This window comes from Flexivirga lutea (assembly GCF_054778955.1).
This window is the reverse complement of record NZ_BAAGZB010000001.1, coordinates 520,243-538,256: the sequence shown is the minus strand read 5'-3', so window position 1 is coordinate 538,256 and position 18,014 is coordinate 520,243. Positions and strand designations below refer to the sequence as shown.

Genomic DNA, 18,014 nt, shown 5'->3' with positions numbered 1-18,014 from the left:
GCGGCAGTGTCAGTACTTGCGCAGCGCCGTGACGAAGTCCTTCGTCGAACTCGGCACGCCGAAACCGGTCAGGTTGTCGTACCCGCGCTCCGACACCAGTGTCTGGTTCTGGACCTGCTGGGAATTGATGCCGACCGTCGCGATCGTGCCCGACGTCTTGTACTCGAACCCGTGCTTCAGGGCGTTGCCCTTCACGTCGGTCAGGCCGGCGTGGCCCTTGGCGTAGATCGCCGGGTTGAGGAAGCCGACCCGCTTCCCCACGAGGGCCAGGGTGCCCGCGGTCCACGGCGACGACCAGCTCGTGCCACCGATCTTCTGCAGCACGAAGTTGTTGCCGGCGTCGCCGTCGTGGTAACCGATCAGGTAACCGGTGTAGGGGTCACCGGCACCTGCCATGTCCGGGTAGGCCCGGTGCGGGTCGACTCCGGTGAAGCGGGTCGGCACGACACCCTGCTGGTAGTAGGGCTCCGCGTGGTACTGGCTCACGCCACCACCACCGCCGTAGCGGTACTGCCAGCCGCTCCAGGTGTCGTCCTGCCGCAGGTTGTATGACGTGTTCCACGCCTGCTCGAAGGAGACCTTCGAACCCTTGGCATTGCCGGTGGCCAGCGAGGTGCCGCCGACCGCGGTCACCCACGGGTTGGCCGCCGGGTAGTCCGGCGAGGGCGGCGTCGTGCTCTGGTCACCGTTGGTGTTGTCGCCGTAGTCACCGGAGGAGAACAGCACCGAGATGCCCTGTGCCGCCGCCTGGATGAAGATGGCCGAGTAGGCGTCGTTGGTGGCCGGGTCGTCGACCTCGCCTCCACCCCACGAGTTGGTGAACGAGTCGACCAGGTTGTCGTCGATCAGCTTGTGCATCGAGGTCATCAGCGCGTCGTCGAAGGGACGGGACGCCGCGGAGTAGATGATCTTCGCGTCGGGGGCGGCACCGTGGATGGACTGCACGTCGAGCGCCTGCTCGCCGTTGACACCACCGGAGCCTTGGTCGTCGCAGTAGAGGGGGTCGTAGCCGGCGTCGGGCTCGATGACCGTCAGCTGGTTCTTCTTCAGCGGCTGGAAGCCGAGGTTCTTGGCCCAGGTGTTGGTGTCGGCTTCAATGCGAGGGTCGTTGCACCACAACGTGATGCCGACCGTCATACCCTTGCCGGTGTCCTTCGCTTTCATGCCGCGAGCCGCCCGCATCTGCTGCGGGGTGTAGCCGCACAGGCTGCCCGGCTGGACGCCCTTCAGCGGGGGCGCGGCCTTCGGGGCGTAGGGCAGGTGGTACTGCCCGTAGTACGACGAGCAGGCATCGCTGGCGCCCGACTTCGCCGCCGGCACGGCACCGAGCGCGGAGAGGGTCTTGGCCGACTTGTGCTGCTGCGCGGACGCCTCGTTGGTGCGGACGTTGGTGGTGTGCAGCATGCGCGAGTGGTCCAGCCCGACCACGCCGCCCACGACACCGGCCACGCTGCCGGGCATTGTCACGGCCTTGGCCGGCGCCGAGAAGGTGCGGCCGCTCTTGGTGTACTTCTGCATCTTCGTGCCGAACGCCTTGTTGACCTGCGCGACCGTGCCGCTGACCGGAACATAGCTGCGGCTCTTGGAGACCGCACCGGTCTTCAGGCCCTGGCTGTGCAGCCAGGCGACGGCCTTGTCCACATCGGACTTCGACGCGGCGAACCGCTTGGTGAACTGAGCCGGGGACAGAAACTTGCCGTGCTGCGGGCTCGAGGGGTCCGATACGGCCTTGACGAACGCTTCGGCGCCAGCCGGGTCACGCAACTTGAACGTGACGATGAAGTGCTCGGTGGTGCCGGTCGACGCCGCACCGAGGGATCGCCCCGGTGACTGCACGCTGTGTGCCACGACTTTGCGGTGGTCGTTGTGCGTGTTGCCTGCTGCGAACGCCGGACCGCCGACTGCGCCTGCGGCGAGGGTGACGGCGCCGAGCAGAGCGATGTGTGAGCGCATATAGCTTCCCTTCATAAAACGTGGATATTTCGAAACTAGCGACCTGCGGGAGGCGGCGGGGCGATCACGGTCAACCGGTTTTCCAGCCCCCGGTCCGTCCCTCGGGTCGTATGCCGATGTCGCGATCCGGCCCGCCGTGGCAGGCTGGTCCCATGAGCGCGCCCCGAGCCGGACAACCTGCAACCGCGAGCGACCTGGTCGACGTGCCGCACCTGGTCACCAGTTACTACGAGATCGAACCCGACCCGGAAAACATCGACCAGCAGGTTGTTTTCGGCACCTCGGGACATCGCGGTTCGTCACTGAAGGCGGCCTTCAACGAGTCACACATCCTGGCCACCACGCAGGCGATCGTGGACTACCGGCGCGCACAGGGGTATGACGGGCCGCTCTTCATCGGCCGGGACACGCACGCCCTGTCCGAGCCCGCGTGGGCCTCCGCACTGGAAGTGCTTGCCGCGAACGACGTGCAGGTGCTCGTCGACAGTGCCGACGGCTACACCCCGACGCCGGCCGTCTCGCACGCGATCCTGCGGGCCAACGACGGACGGACGACGGGCGCCGGACTGGCCGACGGCATCGTCGTCACCCCGTCCCACAACCCCCCGTCGGACGGCGGTTTCAAGTACAACCCGCCGCACGGCGGTCCTGCGGACAGTGACGCCACCAAGGTCATCGCCGCAGCGGCCAACGACTATCTACGTGCCGGGCTGGACGGCGTCGCCCGCATCCCCTTCGGTCGGGCGCGCGCGGCGGCCTCGCCATACGACTTCCTGGGCACGTATGTCGACGACCTGCCGAACGTCATCGATCTCGACGCCATCACGTCGGCCGGCGTCCGCATCGGTGCCGACCCGCTCGGCGGCGCCTCGGTGGCCTACTGGGCGGCGATCGCCGACCGCTTCGGCATCGACCTCACCGTCGTCAACCCGTTGGTGGATCCGACCTGGCGTTTCATGACCCTGGACTGGGACGAGAAGATCCGGATGGACTGCTCGTCCCCGCACGCCATGGCGTCCCTGATCGGCAAGCGCGACGACTTCGACATCGCCACCGGCAATGACGCCGACTCCGACCGGCACGGCATCGTGACGCCGGACGGCGGACTGATGAACCCGAATCACTATCTGTCGGTGGCCATCCACTACCTGTACGGCGGTGCCCGTCCGGGCTGGTCCTCGGACCGGGTCGGCAAGACGTTGGTGTCCTCGTCGATGATCGACCGCGTCGTTGCCTCCCTGGGTGCCCGGTTGTGGGAGGTCCCGGTCGGGTTCAAGTGGTTCGTGCCCGGATTGCTCGACGGCAGTGTGGGTTTCGGCGGCGAGGAGTCGGCGGGTGCGTCGTTCCTTCGCACTGACGGCCGGGTCTGGACCACGGACAAGGACGGCATCGTGTTGGCACTGCTCGCATCCGAGATCCTGGCACGCACGAGGCAGACTCCCAGCCAGCACTACGCGACGTTGGTGCGGGAGCACGGCGATCCGGCATACGCGCGCATCGACGCGCCCGCCGATCGGGAGCAGAAGGCCAAGCTCGCCGCACTCTCCCCCGACGACGTCACGTCAACCTCACTGGCCGGGCAGCCGATCACCGCGAAGCTGACCCGCGCCCCGGGCAACGACGCACCGATCGGCGGGCTGAAGGTGACGACCGAGGACGCGTGGTTCGCGGCGCGTCCGTCGGGCACCGAGGACGTCTACAAGATCTATGCCGAGTCGTTCCAGGGTCCGGAGCATCTCGCCCGGGTGCAGGCGGAGGCGAAGGACATCGTCGCCGCCGCACTGGGCGGTTGACGACCGTCGAAAGGAAGCCCGTCCGGCAAGCCGCCGCGCGACCCATCACCGAGTGACGCAATTGGCATCGAGTGTGTGAATGCGTCACTCGGCGGTCAATGCGTCAGTCGGCGAAGTAGGGCGCGGCGCCCTCCGCTGCCGCGATGTGCACCTCGCGGGCGTGCCGGAAGCCGATGTCCGGATCTGACCGGCCGCCTCAGCCGAGGATCTGCTCCTCGTCCTTGGCCCACAGGCCGGTCAGGCCGCGGAAGTGCCCGAGGAAGCGCTCGTGCTCGTATTCCGGATAGGTCGATGTGACCGTCTCGACCAGCAGCCGGTCGAAGTCGTCGGACAACACCCAGTCGAGCACCATCTCGTCGACGTGCCCGAGGGCGGTGTCGACGAACTCGCGGTATCGCTCAGTCTCGAAGTAGACATCCGAAAGGTGTTGGTAAGCGGTCAGTTTCGCCTGGTAGTCGTCGTCGCGATCGGCGACCTCGAACCACGGACCGGTGTCCACCTGCGTGTGCCCCTTGCGGCCGGTGACGACGCAGTAGATGGACCACTTCAGCAACGACTTGATCGCCCAGGGGAAGTAGTAGTGCAACGACGTCACGGCGACGTCCGGGCAGGCGTTCGCGTAGTCGATCGGGTAGACAACGCCGTCCTTGACCAGCATCTCGCAACTGTTGAACTCCCACCGGAAGAAGGCGTTGACCGTCTGCGCGATCGTGCTGGTCTCGGCGCCGATCTGCGGGGTGAGGAAGTCGTAGGCGACCTCGTAGCGATCGTGCATCGGCTCGTCCGGGCGGAACTTCATCACCATCGTCTCCGGGCCGATGGTCAGGGCCCGGGCGAACACCTCGAAACCGTCGACCGCACGTTGCAGATGCATCAGCATCTCGCCGGACTCGTCGTAGCTGCGCCGCAGGTCGGCCTCGTCGCGGATCATCGAGACGCCGCGCCAGGCACCGCCGTCGAAGGGCTTCATGAACATCGGATAGCCCAGCTCGGCCGCCACCGACGGCAGGTCGAAGGACCGGTTGTACTTCGCGGACGTGTAAGCCCAGCGCACGTTGTCGATCGGGTTCTTGTAGGGCACGAGCACCGTCTCGGGCACGTGCATGCCCAGCCGCATGAGCGCGCAGTATGCCGAGTGCTTCTCCATCGACTGGAAGGTGAACGGCGAGTTGAGCAGATATACATCGTCCATCAGCGCGGCCTTCTTCAACCACTCGCGCGGGTGGTAATACCAGTGCGCCAGCCGGTCGATCACCAGGTCGGTGCGCGGCTTGTCGCGCAAGTTGAACGGTTCGATCGTCATTCGCTCGGTCCGTATGTCGTGCCGCGAACCGTCCGGCGCCGTGATCGGTCCGACCCGGCGCACGAGTTCCTCGAAGGCGCGGGGCCAATCCTCCTCGGCGCCCAGCAACAGGCCGATCAGGTGTTCGCTCATCGTGCGCTCCCTTCCGTCGAGCTGACTGTCAGTGGACTCGGATCGGTCAACAGAACCGTGGTAGATGGTGTGCCAGCTGCTTGCACCACCACGGCCAGTCGTGCGCGCTGTCATGTCCCCACACGTCCAGTTGATGCGGAATCCCCTTCTCCGCCAACAGTTGCGCGAACGCAGTCGTCGACGGCAGCGCCTGTGTCGGCGAGACCTCGAACGGCCCCTCCCCCACCACGAGCAGCACACTGGCCGCGCGGCGCAGCCAGTCGAGATGGTCGCCGTGCAGGCCGGCGACATACGCCATCGGGTTGGCGAAATAGGTCGCGTCGCCGGTCTCCCCGTGCCCGTGCCACGACGTGACGTCGTAGCTGCCGGACAGCCCGATCGCCAGCGGCGCCTGATGGGCATGGGTGAGGGTGAAGTGCACCGCGTGGTAGGCGCCCATCGAGACACCGAGGGTGATCAGTGGCCGCTCACCACCGACCTGATCGGCGATCCAGGGCAGCGCCGCGGACTCCAGCCAGCGCGTGTAGGCGTGCTGCCGGTTGGCGCGCTCCTCGGTGGTGGCCGCGTTGTCGGACCAGGTCCACCGGTCCGCGGAATCGACGCAGAAGAACGACACCCGGCCGGCGTCCACCAGCCCCTGGACGGCCTCGACCATGCCGTGGGCGGCGAAGTCCTCGGCCCGACCGGCCTCGCTGGGGAACACGAGCACCGGTCGTCCCCAGTGGCCGTGGCGGATCACGCCCAGCGACACGTCCGTCCCGGGCACCGGCAACTCGACACGTTCACCCACCCGCTCATCCTGACGCACGCGCGGCGAAGTGCACGAGGTTTCGGCGGAACGAGTTTGCGGCGCGACCGGGCCCCGGGGCACCATCCAGTCAGCGGGACGGTCCGCGCGACAACGCCGCGGCAGGGCACAGCCGGATCAGCGCGGTCGCTGCCTCGGCGTCCGTGGCGATCTCGGACGGGATCGGATAACCCCACTCGTCCAACGGCACGCGTTGCGGATCCAGCGCATGACAGACGCCGTGCGCGCTGCAGGCGATGCGGTCCACCCGCACCCCTGTCTCGCTCCTCGGGTCAGCTGGCATACGCGTGCCCGTCGTCGTCGGGGTTGTACTGAGTCTCGGCATGGCGATCGAGCTCGGCCACGCAACCACCGGACAGGTGCGCGTCCAGGTCAGCGCCGAAGACGCGGAGCGCGCCGGCGAGGTGTTGGGCAACACCGTCGGGGAACCGGCAGGCTCCACGGCCGGGCAACAGCACCAGCCGCCGTTGCAGCCTGGCCAGACTGCGACGATCGCCGCCAGCCACGGACGCGAAGTCGGAAGCGATGGCCGGGACGCCGAACATGCAGGGACCGCACTGTCCGGCGCTTTCCGAGGCCGCCCTCTCGAGCGTGCGGGTGACCTGCTCGAGCGGGCACACATCACGGCCGAGCACTCGGAGCACGCCACTGCCCGTCGTACACCCGTATGCCGTCAATGCCGCTGTCTCCCAGGGCAATCGCGAAATCTCCGGCGCACTGAGGAACCCACCGCTGAGACCGCCGAGGTTCACCGCGCGGTACGGCGCCGCGTCGGCGATCCGCAGCAGGTGCGACAACGGAGTGCCAGCCTCCGTCTCCACGATCCCCGGATGGCGGACTGCGCCGGCGACCGTGACCAGTCGCGGTCCAGGTTCTGCCGGTGTGCCGAACGAACGGAACCACTGCGGCCCGTTGTGCAGGATCTGCGCGATGCGCCATACGGTCTCGGCGTTGAGGACGAGGGTCGGACGCAGTCGCCGCCCGTTCGCGTCGCGTCCGCCGAAGACGAGCGGCCGGCTCCGGGTGACGGGCCGGGCGTCGTTGCCGTGCGCGAAGGCGACGAGCGCGGACTCCTCGGACGCGACGTACCGGTCGGGGACCTCCAGCACCGGCAGACCGGCGTCGCTCAACTGGTCGAGGGTCGCGCTGCCCCGGCGGGCGGCGAACGACACCGTGGGGCTGACCGCCCGTGCGCCGTCGACCAGTTCGGCCAGGTGACGCGACACGACGAACCAGTCCTTGGCAGCGTCGAGTTCGCCGTCGCACGCATTCACGATCAGTGACGCATCGTTCTCCCGAGCCGCTGCGATCTTGCGCGCGGTCGGGAAGGCTGCGCCACCGCGGCCGGTCAGACCGGCCTCGGCGACCGCGTGTTCCAGTGTGGTGCTCATACCCATCCCCTCCGAGCGATACGACGTCGTGCTGCGTCCGAATGCGTTGCGAACACACGCCATCCGACACACGCGACGCCGAGCAGGGCGCAACCCACCGTGATGCCGCGCAACAACGGCTCGTCAGCGGTGCCCGACACGTAACTGTGCACGACTGCCAGCGGCCAGCACGCGTATGACGTCAGGTGCACCCACCGCCAGGTCCGCCGCGTGATCCGGTCGCGCAGCAACGACGTCGCCAGCACCGCGAGCGCGATGTCGAGCGCGAAGGTGCCGAACGCGGTCCACGTCCGTTCGTAGCCGGACGTGAACGGCAGCACGGTGGCCACCCAGCCGACATGCACGTCATCGTCCAGGACGGCACTGAGAACGTGCACGACGAGGAACACCGTCGAGCCCAGCGCAAGGCTGCGATGGACGCCCATCGCAACCGCCTGGCCACCCGGACCGAGTCTGCGCTGACCGGACAGCAGCATGCCGAGCACCAACACGACGGTGAAGAGCACGAGTGCGGCCACGCCCGTGGCCCGCGAGAGGTACCAGAGGATCATCACGCGACCGCCCGCTCCGGCCAGCCGGGCGTATGGCGCCGCGATCCGTCCGGCGCGACCAGCAGTGCGGGCAGGCCGCGCGCCGTCAACCAGGACGGCGCGTCGGCACCCAGCACCACGGCGGCGGTCGAGGCCGAATTCGCCTCCAGCGCAGAGCTTCCCGCGACGGTCACCTGCTGCCACACGGTGGGCGCCGGCGCGAGGGTGCGCGGGTCGAGGATGTGATGTCGCTGCACGCCACCGCTGCACCAGGTGCGCAGCGCCGTCGATGACGTGGCGAACGCCGTTCCTTCCCCGATGACCGTCTGCAACATCTCACCGGCGGCGGCCTGGACACCGATCCGCCAGCCCTGATCCGGCAACGGACCGGCCGTCGCGATGTCGCCGCCCAGGTCGACCAGCACCCCGCTACCGGTCTCGGTGTGGATGCGCGCCGCGATGCGGTCGGCGAGCAGGGCCTTGGCCGATGCACCGAAGTCGAGCTCGCAGCCCGGAGGAAGCGCGAGCAGGTGCAGACTCGCGTCATACCTGATCGACCGCCAGGTGGGGATGGACGGACACGGTCGCACGCGGCTGTCACCACGGGCGCGCACCTCGTCCAGGTCCGCGTCGTAGCCGAGCGCCGCCAGTGCCGCACCTACGGTGGGATCGACCAGTCCGTCGGTGAGCGCCGCCGCGAGCAGTGAGGCCGCGACCACCTCACCGAGTGCCACCGAGACCCGGTGCGGCAAGCCGTCATGGGTGAACCGGCGCAACTCCGAGTCGGGCCGGAACCGCGAGGCCGCCCGATCCAGCTCGTCGACATCGTGCAGCGCGATCTCGGCGGCCCGCAGCGCGGCGAAGCGATCGGTCACCAGCACCCGGCAAGTCGTGCCGATCGCAGCGAACCGTGCCGCGAGCACCACCGCGGCGCTCATGAGCCGCGGGTCGTGGTGTCGGCGCCACCGTTGCCACCGTCCGTCACCGACGGCACCGGACGGTAGGAGTTGTCGCTCTGTGACGACTGTGCCGAGGAGACACTCGGCGACGCGGTGGCCGACCCTCCACCGGTCGCGGTCTGAGCCGGCACGGTCGTGCCCGAGGCGTGGTGGGACTGCTGTGTCGCCAACTGCCCGACGAGTCCCGCCGTGACAAGGATGCCGGCCGCCATACCGGCGACGGTGAGGTGACGTGTCCTGCGCAAGATCGGGATCATCGGCATGCACTTTCTGGAGTAGTGATCAGCAGAGAGTGACCAGCCGACTTCTGGGGAGCATGGGAGCAGGCTGTGGACTTGTTGAAGGTTGGACGACCTCACCGGTCCGCAGTCGTAGGGTCGAGTGCGTGACTATGGAATACCGCCCACTGGGCAACTCGGGACTCATGGTGAGTGCGGTCGGCATCGGCTGCAACGCGTTCGGGCGACGGGTCGACGCGGCCGGCGTGCGGGAGATCCTGGACGCCGCGCAGGACGTCGGCGTGACCTTGCTCGACACCGCCGACATCTATGGCGGCAGCGGTGCCAGCGAGGAGCTGCTCGGTGCGGCACTGCGAGGACGTCGTGAGAACTTCGTCGTCGCAACGAAATTCGGCATGGACACCGGTGGCCTCAACGGCGTCGATCACGGGGTGCGAGCGTCGCGGCGCTACATCCGCCGCGCGGTCGAAGGGTCGCTGCGGCGGCTGCAGACCGACCACATCGACCTTTATCAGCTGCACCAGCCGGATGAGGTGACACCGATCGAGGAGACCCTCGCCGCGCTGACCGATCTGGTCCAGGAGGGCAAGGTCGGCTACCTGGGCTGCTCGAACTTCGCCGGTTGGGAGGTGGCCGACGCGGACTGGACGGCGCGCACTGCCGGTCTCGAGCGATTCGTGTCGGTGCAGAACCGCTATTCGCTGCTCGACCGGTCCATCGAGGCCGAAGTAGTGCCTGCCGCGGAGACGTTCGGCCTGGGCGTGCTGCCCTACTTCCCGCTGGAATACGGCCTGCTGACCGGCAAATACCGACGCGACGAGCAGCCGCCGGCCGGCTCACGTGCCACCTCCGGGCCGGCGCCGTGGCTGGAGCACGCCGACTGGGACCGCATCGAGGCACTGCGGACGTATGCCGCCGACCGCGACCTCACCGTGCTCGACGTCGCGATCGCGGGACTGGCGGCGCAGCCCGCCGTGGCATCGGTCATCTCCGGCGCGACCTCCGCGGAACAGGTCCGCACCAACGCCGCGGCGCTGCGCTGGGAGCCGACTCCGCAGGACCTCGCGGTCCTCGACGAGATCACCGCCGACTGAGGCAGCGGCACCCCGCCGGTCGCGGTGCCGAGATGCGCCGACACTGACGGTCCGTGGCACCAGTGACGGCCGGATACGGCCGTCACTGGTGCATGACGCCGTCAGTGTCGGGGGTCATGCGACGGCGGCGAGCCTGCGAGCGCCGGAGCGGCCCGACCTGCGAGGAGCGCGCGAAAGGAAACCGCGCGGCGACGACCAGGGCGGGCACCGACGGCTGCGAGCCTGCGAGCGCCGGAGCGGCCCGACCTGCGAGGAGCGCGCGAAAAGATTCAGTACAACGCGGACATCAGGGCGGTGCGGGCCTTCTTGACGCGATCGTCGGTCGGGCCGACGACGTCGAAGAGCTGCACGAGATGCTCCCGGGCGGCGTTCCGCTCGTCGCCGGTGGTGGCCTTGACCAGGTCGATCAAGCGCGCGAACGCGTCCTCGACGTGGCCGCCGAGGACATCCAGGTCGGCGACCATCGTCTGCTTCTCGACATCGGTGGGCGCTGCTGCCGCCTGGTCGCGCGCCGTGTTGAGATCGACGCCGGCCGTCCGCTTCAGCAGCCGGACCTGGCCGAGACCGAGCCGGGCCTCGTCGTCGGCCGGGTTGTCCTTGAGTGCCTGCTCGTATGCCGCACTCGCCGCGTCGTAGTCACCCTGCTCGATGGCGTCGAACGCACGCTGGTGGGTCTCCGGCAGCTCCGGTTCGGCCTCGTCCGTGTCCGCTCCGGAGTCCGGCGCCGCGTCCAGCCGGCCGGTCACGCCGTTGGCGGCCGCCGCCTCGAGCACCTTGTCCAGCACCTGGCGGATCGCATCGGCCGGCTGGTCACCGACATACAGGGGCACCGGCTGGCCGGCGAGGATGGCCAGGACCATCGGCACCTGCTGGACCTGGAGCGCCTGCCGGATTTGCAGCGACACGTCGATGTCGACGGTGGCCAGCTGCAGACGGCCGGCATACGAACGCACCTCCTGCGCCAGGGCGTCGAGGTGCTTCTTGCTGTCGGGCCGGCTGCCGGACCACAGCGCGACGATGACCGGCACGCGAGCGGACGTCTGCATCGCATCCGCGAAGGTGGCGTCGTCGACCGCAATCACCAGATTGTCGTGGGCACCGGCACCGCCGGCGGCGGAAGCGCCCGCAGCGGGCGCCGACGGACGCGCAAGGGCGGACAGATCGACGGCACCGCGCAGCGACGCGGGAGTGATGGGCTGGTCAGTCATGTGCCCATTCTTACCCGTCGGCCGAGCGGCCGGCCGGTCGCCCTCGATCGATCGGAGCGCCGCGCACCATGCGGATCTCGTCGCACTCCAGCGTCTCGTCGCGTTTGGTCCCGCCGTCCGGCGCGAAGCCGAGCTTGCGGTAGAACGCGATGGCCCGGGCGTTCTGTCGCACCACCCACAGGTATGCCGGGCGATCGCCCAGCGTCGCCTCGACGAGTTGCCGCGCGACGCCCGTGCCGTGGAAGTCACCGAGCACATTGAGCACACCAAGCTCCTGTTTCAGCGGTGCGTCCTCGTCGCGCGCAGCACCGACAATGCAGAATCCGGCGATACGACCGCTCGGCGTATGCCTGCCGAGACGCGACCGGAAGAGCACGCCGTCGATGACACCGCCGGCCTCGCTCTCCCGTGCGCTGGCGACCCCAATGCTCTTGCGCCAGCGTGCTATTCGCGGTTCGAGTTGCATACCGTCCAGATAGTTCTGCGAGAGCATCCCGGCATACGTGTCGCGCCATACCTGCATGTGCAGGGCCGCGAGCTCGCGCGCGTCGGCGTCGGTGGGCGGCTCGATCCGGAAGAGCTGGCTCACTGCTGGGACTGGAGCCGCTCCTCGATGCGCTGCACCTTCTCGGTGAGCTGGCCGGTGAACCCGGCGCGCATGTCGGCCTTGAGCACCAGGCTCACCCGCGGGCTTGTGGCGGCGACGGCCTCGCACGCGGCCTTCACGACGGCCAGGCATTCGTCCCACTCGCCCTCGATGGTGGTGAACATCGAGGTCGTCTCGTGGGGTAGTCCGGACTCGCGCACCACCCGCACTGCTTCGGCGACGGCTGCGCTCACCGAGCCGTCGGGGTCGTCGGTGGTGCCGGGGGCGATGGAGAAGGCGAAGAGCATGGTCCCAGGCTATGGGGCGACGTCCGCGGACTCGATCCGGGGCGCGATCGAGGCCAGGTAGCCGTGCACGGACGGTATGGCGGCCGCGCCCTCTCCGCTGGCCGAGGCGACGCGCTTCATCGACCCGGCCCGAATGTCCCCTGCGGCGAAGATGCCGGGCACCGTGGTCTCCAGCGGCTCCGGCGGGCAGTCGTCCCGCCAGGACTCGCGCGGGACGTCGCGTCCGGTGAGCACGAATCCCTTGGCGTCCTGGGCGATTTCGCGGGGAAGCCAATCGCAGCACGGGTCCGCGCCGAGCAACAGGAAGAGTCCGCCGCACGGCTTCTGCAGCTCGGCACCGGTGCGGTTGTCGCGCAGGGTGACCCATTCCAGCCGGGTCGCTCCCCCGGCGTCGACGACCTCGCAGCACGGCTTGACGCCGATCCGCGGGTTGATCTCGATCTCCCGGATGAGGTAATCCGACATGGTCTCCGACAGGTCCGGCCGGCGGATGACGATCTTGACGGACCGGGCGAAGCGGGAAAGGTGGACGGCTGCCTGGCCGGCCGAGTTGCCGCCCCCGACGACCACGACGTCCTTGCCGACACATTCGCGCGCGGAGCTGGTCGCTGCGCCGTAGTGGACGCCGAGGCCGACGAACTTCTCGATCTGCTCGACGCCGATGCGCCGGTAGGCGACGCCGGCGGCGATGATGAGCGTGCGGGCGCGCACCACCCGGTCGTCCAACCGCAATGCGTGCGTGCCACCGGTCTCGGTGGCCAGGTCCATGCCGACGACGGGGCGCGCCGAATAGAGCTTCGCGCCGAACCGCGCCGCCTGGGCCCGCGCGCGCTGCGCCAGTCGCATCCCGGAGATGCCACGCGGGAAGCCCAGGTAGTTGCGGATCATCGAACTCGTGCCCGCCTGCCCGCCGATCGCCTCGGAGTCGAACACGACCGTCGACAGGCCCTCGGAGGCGCCATACACGGCGGCGGCGAGGCCTGCGGGCCCGGCACCGATGATCGCCAGATCGAAGACGTCGTCCTCCTCGAAGTCCTCGAATGCATAGAAACGGCGGCCGATCTCGGCGATCGTGGGCCGGACCAGGGTGTCGGTCAGCGGCGAGGCGAGCACCGGATAGGTCGGTGAGCCGTCGGGCCATTCGACGTCGTCCAGGATCGCCTGCGCCACCTCCGACTCCGGCAGGTAGTTGCGGGCGGGGATACCCAGCCGATCCAGGAAGTCGCGCAACCGGCTGGCTTCGGAGTTTCCCGGGGGCGAGATCAGCTGCACCGCCTCGAAGACCGGCTTGCTCACACTCCATCCCCAGTCGGACAACAGCTCGGTCACCGCGGTGTGGAACTCCTCGTCCCGCTCACCACGGGGTATGACGAGGCCCGCCTCGATCCGGCCGTCGACCTGCGCCTCCCGCACCGGCTCGCGGTTGACCCGGAACTCCTGGTGGCCGTAGACGAGTGCCCGTTTGGTGACGGCGCTGACCGCGTGCAGACAGTCCATGGTCACCAACCCGGGGGCATCCGGCTGGTTGAACTCCACGACGAACAGGGCGACCTCGACGTGCTGTGCGATGAGCGACTGGACGAGCGCCATCGCGGGTCCGAGCCCCCGGGCGAACTCGATCCGGTAGTCGCTCGCGTATCGGGTGAACTCGCGCTGCAGCTGCTCGGCATGACCGTCACCGACCAGCACGATGGCGGGCTGAAGTTGCTTCACGCCGCGAGTGTATGCCGGGCGACGTGGTGCCACGCCGCCGCAAACATCGCTACTGTCGTCACTTTCTCGTCCAGCGAAGCCGGTTCGGGCGAGAAAGTAACGACAGTAGTCAGTTGTTCGTGGAGCGTCAGGAACGTGCCTGCGAATCGAGTTCGATCCGCTGCGGCACCCGCACGATGAGTGCGTCGCCCTGGCCACCCCCACCGCACAGCCCGGCCGCACCGACACCGCCGCCGCGGCGCTGCAGCTCCAAGGCCAGGTGCACCACGAGTCGGGCACCCGACATACCGATCGGGTGGCCCATCGCGATGGCGCCGCCGTTGACGTTGACGATCTCGGGGTCGACTCCGAGTTCGCGGGTCGACACGATGCCGACCGCGGCGAACGCCTCGTTGATCTCCACCAGGTCCAGGTCGGCCGCCGTGATGCCCTCCTTGGCGCACGCCGCGTTGATCGCGTGAGCCGGCTGCGACTGCAGCGAGGAGTCCGGGCCGGCGACGACGCCGTGTGCACCCACCTCGGCCAGCCACTCGAGGCCGAGCGCGTCGGCCTTGGCCTTGCTCATCACCACGACCGCGCACGCACCGTCCGAGATGGGCGAGCTGGAGCCGGCCGTGATGGTGCCGTCCTTGGCGAATGCCGGTCGCAGCCCCGCCAGGCTCTCGGTCGTGGTCTCCGGTCGGATGCCTTCGTCGTTCTTGAACTCGATCGGGTCGCCCTTGCGCTGTGGGATCTGCACGGGGACGACCTCGTTGTCGAAGATGCCGTCCTTCCAGCCGCGTGCGGCGAGTTGGTGGCTGCGCGCGCCGAACGCGTCCTGTTCCTCGCGGCTGACCTGCTGCTCGCCGGTGTTGGCCTGCTCGGTGAGGGCGCCCATCGCCTGATCGGTGAAGGCGTCCCACAGGCCGTCATGCGCCATGTGGTCCTTCATCGTGACGTCGCCGTACTTGAAACCGCCTCGGCTGCCCGGCAGCAGGTGCGGCGCCTGGCTCATCGACTCCTGGCCGCCGGCGACCACGACCTCGAACTCACCGGCGCGGATCAGCTGCGCTGCCAGCGCGATGGCGTCCAGCCCCGACAGGCAGACCTTGTTGATGGTCAGCGACGGAACATTCATCGGGATGCCGGCCTTCGCCGCCGCCTGGCGGGCCGGCAGCTGTCCGGCGCCGGCGGTGAGCACCTGGCCCATGATCACGTAGTCGACCTGGTCGCCGGCCACGCCGGCCCGGTCCAGTGCGCCCTTGATGGCGAAGCCACCCAGCTCGGCGCCGGAGAAGCCGGACAGGGACCCCTGGAGCTTGCCCATCGGCGTGCGTGCGCCGGCGACGATGACGGCGGTGTTGTTGTCAGACGAAGTCATACCGTCCACTGTAATCGCGCCGGATCAGCGCCTCACCGGGAGACGTACGCGCTGGTGGTGGTGTTCGCGCCGCAGGCGAGCAGCGTCACCACCGCATCGCCGTTGGCGTTGTTGGCGCGGGTCAGCGCCACCTGCTGGGTCGAGATGCCGGGTGCCGCCTGCCAGCTGGCCGGACTGGGCGCCGACCACTCGGTGTTCGCCGGGCCGGCGACCGAGACGATGGTGACCTGGCGCGCGCTGCTCTCGTAGTTCTGCGTGGAGAACGTCAGCGTGACGGTCTTGCCGTTCACGGTCTTCACGCCAACACCGGTGATGTCGACGACGCACACATCGGCGGTGACCGAAGCACGCGCGGCCGGCGCGGACGCCGCGAACGCGACCACCGGGAGCGACCAGGCCGCACCCTTGGCCACGGCGCGCCGGGAAACGAGTGGGACGGATGTGTGAGTCATGGTTCTCCCCTGTCTGTGCTCCCTACGGATGAGGGGACAGTAGGGCGGAAAACCGTCGCTCCCGGCCGCCACGGCTGCTCATTTCGAAGCGGAAACGGCCCTGGAATAAAGGAGTCCGCAGCAGCGATCGTGCTCGGGCCTCGGCCCGGACCGGTGCGGCTCAGTGCCAGGATCCGCGCGGGGGTCGTCGCTCACGGGCGGCCCAGCAGGCGGTGTGCCAGTGCCGCCGGTCGGTCACGTCACCGAGCCCGTCGTCCGGCCACACGACCACGTGCGCGACCGTCGAGGCCAACGACTGCTGGCAGCCCGGACACACGTAACTGCGCCCCGCGGTGTTGCCGCGCACTGGCCGCACCACGTAGGACCTGCCGTCATACGACTCACGGCGTATGCCGCTCTCCAGCACGCGCGACACGTCGGGCCGCCGGTCAGGTGCCCCTGACCGGCGGTCCGGACGGCGGTTGCGGCGCGGCACGGTGACTGCCGGTCAGCCGAGGAACGGCAGGTCGCGCGCGGCGTGCTCCAGCAGCAGCGGGCTCGGCACGACCGACGGGTCCAGCGCGGACAACTCGGCCAGGCCGTCGGCGACGACGTCGGCGCCGAGGTCATCGAGTATGGCGAACAGCCCGCGCGGGTAGCCGCAACCCGCGGTCATCGCGGTGTCGACATCCTCAGCCGTCGCGTACCCGGCGTCGACCATGGCGACGGCGTCGTTCAGGTGCTGGAAGAGCAGTGCGTCGACCACCAGCCCCGGGCGGGCGGGACCGGCGACGGCGACGAAGCCGGCCGCGGTCAGCGTCGCCCGGACCAGCGCCGCGTGCTCCGCGGACAGCCCCAGCGGGAGACCGAACTCCGCCACCTGCCCGGCCTTGGTCTCCTGGTGCACGCGCAGCGGCAGGACCGCCACGTCGTCGTCCAGCACCCCGGCGACGGCGAACTCACTGGCTTCGTCGGTGGCGAGCACCACGGTGCGCGCGTCGAGCACCTCCGCGACCTCGGAGAACCAGTTGCCGGGCGCCGCGCCATGGCAGCACTCGCACTCCGTCGGGTCCGCGCTCTCCTCATCGATCATGCAGTCGCCGGCATTGCAGTCGGCGCAGTCGGCCTCGTCGCCGCCCACGAGCACCACCAGCGGGCTGCCGGCCAGCTGTTGGACGTCCGCCCTCGGGTCGTCGATCGTCGTCACGGTGATGCCGGCCCGGGCGAACGCCTCGGCCAGCTGGGCGGCCTGCTCCCCCGTGCCGACGACTGCCGCCGCCGTCGTCATCGCGTCGGTGCCGGCGTCCTCCTCGGCGCCGGCATCGGCGGCGTAGTCGTAGAAGCCGCGACCGGTCTTGCGTCCCAGCCGGCCGGCGAGCACCAGCTGCCGCAGCAGCGACGGGGACGCATCGGAGGCGCGCTTGGTCGCGTCATACATGACGTCGCACACCTCCTTGACGACATCGAGGCCGACGAGGTCGCACAGCGTCAGCGGGCCCATCGGCAGGCCGATGCCGACCCGGCCCGCGTTGTCCAGGTCGGTCCGGCTGACCGTGCCGGTCTGGTAGAGCGCGATGGCGCGGGCCAGGTAGGGGATCAGCAGCGCGTTGGCGACGAACCCCGCGCGGTCACCCACGACGACCGGCTTCTTGCCCAGCTGCAGGGCGAGTTCACGGACGGTGTCGGCGACGGCGTCGTCCAGCATGACGGTCCTGATGACCTCGACCAGCTGCAGCACCGGTGCGGGGTTGAAGAAGTGCATGCCGACGACACGTTCGGGGTGCCGGGTCCCGGCCGCGATCTCGGTCAGGGACAGGCTGGAGGTGTTGGAGGCCAGGATCGCGTCGGAGCGCACGATGTCGTCCAGGGCACTGAAGATCGAGTGCTTGATCTCCATCCGCTCGGGCACCGCCTCGATGACCAGGTCGGCGTCCACCAGATCCTTCAGCTCGGCGGTGAAGGTGATCCGCTCCAGGGTCGCCTCCCGGTCCGCCTCGGCCAGCTTGCCCTTGCTGACGGCGCGGTCCAGCGACGTGGTGACGAATCCCCGTCCGCGCTCGGCGAGCTCCGGGGTGCCCTCCACGGCATACACCGCGAACTCCGCCTTGGCGAAAACCTCCACGATGCCGGCGCCCATGGTGCCGAGCCCGATGACCGCGACCTTCTTGATGACAGGATCCATGCGGTCAGTGTCTCAGGGGTGGCC

18 protein-coding genes are annotated in these 18,014 nt (G+C 69.1%); 2 read left to right on the top strand and 16 right to left on the bottom strand.

Annotated elements, in window-relative coordinates; all coding sequences use genetic code 11:
• Nucleotides 1-9: 9 nt before the first annotated feature.
• Entirely contained in the window at nucleotides 10-1,968 is a 1,959-nt protein-coding gene (locus ACYVBN_RS02665; RefSeq protein WP_460599170.1) for a S53 family peptidase, read from the bottom strand.
• Between the two features lie 137 nt (nucleotides 1,969-2,105).
• On the opposite strand from ACYVBN_RS02665, the gene pgm reads away from it, so the two are divergent.
• On the top strand, nucleotides 2,106-3,746 hold the full coding sequence (pgm, locus tag ACYVBN_RS02660) for a phosphoglucomutase (alpha-D-glucose-1,6-bisphosphate-dependent) (protein ID WP_460599169.1): 1,641 nt from the start codon (nucleotides 2,106-2,108) through the stop codon (nucleotides 3,744-3,746).
• Nucleotides 3,747-3,942: 196 nt separating this feature from the next.
• Here pgm and ACYVBN_RS02655 read toward each other — a convergent pair whose 3' ends face one another.
• The 7 genes from ACYVBN_RS02655 to ACYVBN_RS02625 form a co-directional block, all read right to left on the bottom strand.
• Nucleotides 3,943-5,181: an ATP-grasp domain-containing protein gene (locus ACYVBN_RS02655; RefSeq protein WP_460599168.1), complete on the bottom strand. Its 1,239-nt coding sequence runs from the start codon at nucleotides 5,179-5,181 to the stop codon at nucleotides 3,943-3,945.
• Nucleotides 5,182-5,227: 46 nt separating this feature from the next.
• Nucleotides 5,228-5,971 carry an esterase family protein gene (locus ACYVBN_RS02650; RefSeq protein ID WP_460599167.1) on the bottom strand — a complete coding sequence of 248 codons (744 nt, stop codon included), beginning with the start codon at nucleotides 5,969-5,971 and terminating at the stop codon, nucleotides 5,228-5,230.
• 88 nt (nucleotides 5,972-6,059) lie between these two features.
• Nucleotides 6,060-6,242 (bottom strand): ferredoxin, encoded by a 183-nt coding sequence (locus ACYVBN_RS02645; RefSeq protein WP_460599166.1) that lies wholly within the window; start codon nucleotides 6,240-6,242, stop codon nucleotides 6,060-6,062.
• A gap of 19 nt (nucleotides 6,243-6,261) precedes the next feature.
• A complete protein-coding gene (locus ACYVBN_RS02640) occupies nucleotides 6,262-7,380 on the bottom strand; it encodes an NADH-ubiquinone oxidoreductase-F iron-sulfur binding region domain-containing protein (protein WP_460599165.1) in 1,119 nt (372 codons plus the stop codon).
• Entirely contained in the window at nucleotides 7,377-7,931 is a 555-nt protein-coding gene (locus ACYVBN_RS02635) for a ferric reductase-like transmembrane domain-containing protein (RefSeq protein WP_460599786.1), read from the bottom strand. The genes ACYVBN_RS02640 and ACYVBN_RS02635 overlap by 4 nt, the downstream gene beginning before the upstream one ends.
• On the bottom strand, nucleotides 7,931-8,848 hold the full coding sequence (locus ACYVBN_RS02630) for an FAD:protein FMN transferase (protein WP_460599164.1): 918 nt from the start codon (nucleotides 8,846-8,848) through the stop codon (nucleotides 7,931-7,933). Before ACYVBN_RS02630 ends, ACYVBN_RS02635 begins: the two co-directional genes overlap by 1 nt.
• Nucleotides 8,845-9,126, bottom strand: coding sequence for a hypothetical protein (locus ACYVBN_RS02625; RefSeq protein WP_460599163.1), 282 nt, complete (start codon nucleotides 9,124-9,126; stop codon nucleotides 8,845-8,847). The genes ACYVBN_RS02630 and ACYVBN_RS02625 overlap by 4 nt, the downstream gene beginning before the upstream one ends.
• Nucleotides 9,127-9,260: 134 nt before the next feature.
• On the opposite strand from ACYVBN_RS02625, the gene ACYVBN_RS02620 reads away from it, so the two are divergent.
• Complete coding sequence (locus tag ACYVBN_RS02620) at nucleotides 9,261-10,202, top strand: aldo/keto reductase (protein WP_460599785.1); 942 nt, start codon at nucleotides 9,261-9,263, stop codon at nucleotides 10,200-10,202.
• 269 nt (nucleotides 10,203-10,471) lie between these two features.
• On the opposite strand, the gene ACYVBN_RS02615 is transcribed toward ACYVBN_RS02620, so the two are convergent.
• The 8 genes from ACYVBN_RS02615 to ACYVBN_RS02580 form a co-directional block, all read right to left on the bottom strand.
• On the bottom strand, nucleotides 10,472-11,410 hold the full coding sequence (locus tag ACYVBN_RS02615) for a tetratricopeptide repeat protein (RefSeq protein WP_460599162.1): 939 nt from the start codon (nucleotides 11,408-11,410) through the stop codon (nucleotides 10,472-10,474).
• Nucleotides 11,411-11,420: 10 nt separating this feature from the next.
• Nucleotides 11,421-11,999, bottom strand: a complete 579-nt coding sequence (locus ACYVBN_RS02610; protein WP_460599161.1) for a GNAT family N-acetyltransferase — start codon at nucleotides 11,997-11,999, stop codon at nucleotides 11,421-11,423.
• Nucleotides 11,996-12,304 carry an MTH1187 family thiamine-binding protein gene (locus ACYVBN_RS02605; protein ID WP_440282704.1) on the bottom strand — a complete coding sequence of 103 codons (309 nt, stop codon included), beginning with the start codon at nucleotides 12,302-12,304 and terminating at the stop codon, nucleotides 11,996-11,998. The genes ACYVBN_RS02610 and ACYVBN_RS02605 overlap by 4 nt, the downstream gene beginning before the upstream one ends.
• A gap of 9 nt (nucleotides 12,305-12,313) precedes the next feature.
• Nucleotides 12,314-14,017 (bottom strand): NAD(P)/FAD-dependent oxidoreductase, encoded by a 1,704-nt coding sequence (locus ACYVBN_RS02600; RefSeq protein WP_460599160.1) that lies wholly within the window; start codon nucleotides 14,015-14,017, stop codon nucleotides 12,314-12,316.
• A 127-nt stretch (nucleotides 14,018-14,144) separates the two neighbouring features.
• Nucleotides 14,145-15,377, bottom strand: coding sequence for an acetyl-CoA C-acetyltransferase (locus ACYVBN_RS02595; protein WP_460599159.1), 1,233 nt, complete (start codon nucleotides 15,375-15,377; stop codon nucleotides 14,145-14,147).
• A 32-nt stretch (nucleotides 15,378-15,409) separates the two neighbouring features.
• Nucleotides 15,410-15,829, bottom strand: a complete 420-nt coding sequence (locus ACYVBN_RS02590; RefSeq protein ID WP_460599158.1) for a hypothetical protein — start codon at nucleotides 15,827-15,829, stop codon at nucleotides 15,410-15,412.
• A gap of 160 nt (nucleotides 15,830-15,989) precedes the next feature.
• A complete protein-coding gene (locus tag ACYVBN_RS02585) occupies nucleotides 15,990-16,244 on the bottom strand; it encodes a hypothetical protein (RefSeq protein ID WP_440282700.1) in 255 nt (84 codons plus the stop codon).
• Nucleotides 16,245-16,316: 72 nt separating this feature from the next.
• Nucleotides 16,317-17,990, bottom strand: a complete 1,674-nt coding sequence (locus ACYVBN_RS02580; RefSeq protein WP_460599157.1) for a 3-hydroxybutyryl-CoA dehydrogenase — start codon at nucleotides 17,988-17,990, stop codon at nucleotides 16,317-16,319.
• Between the last annotated feature and the right edge of the window lie 24 nt (nucleotides 17,991-18,014).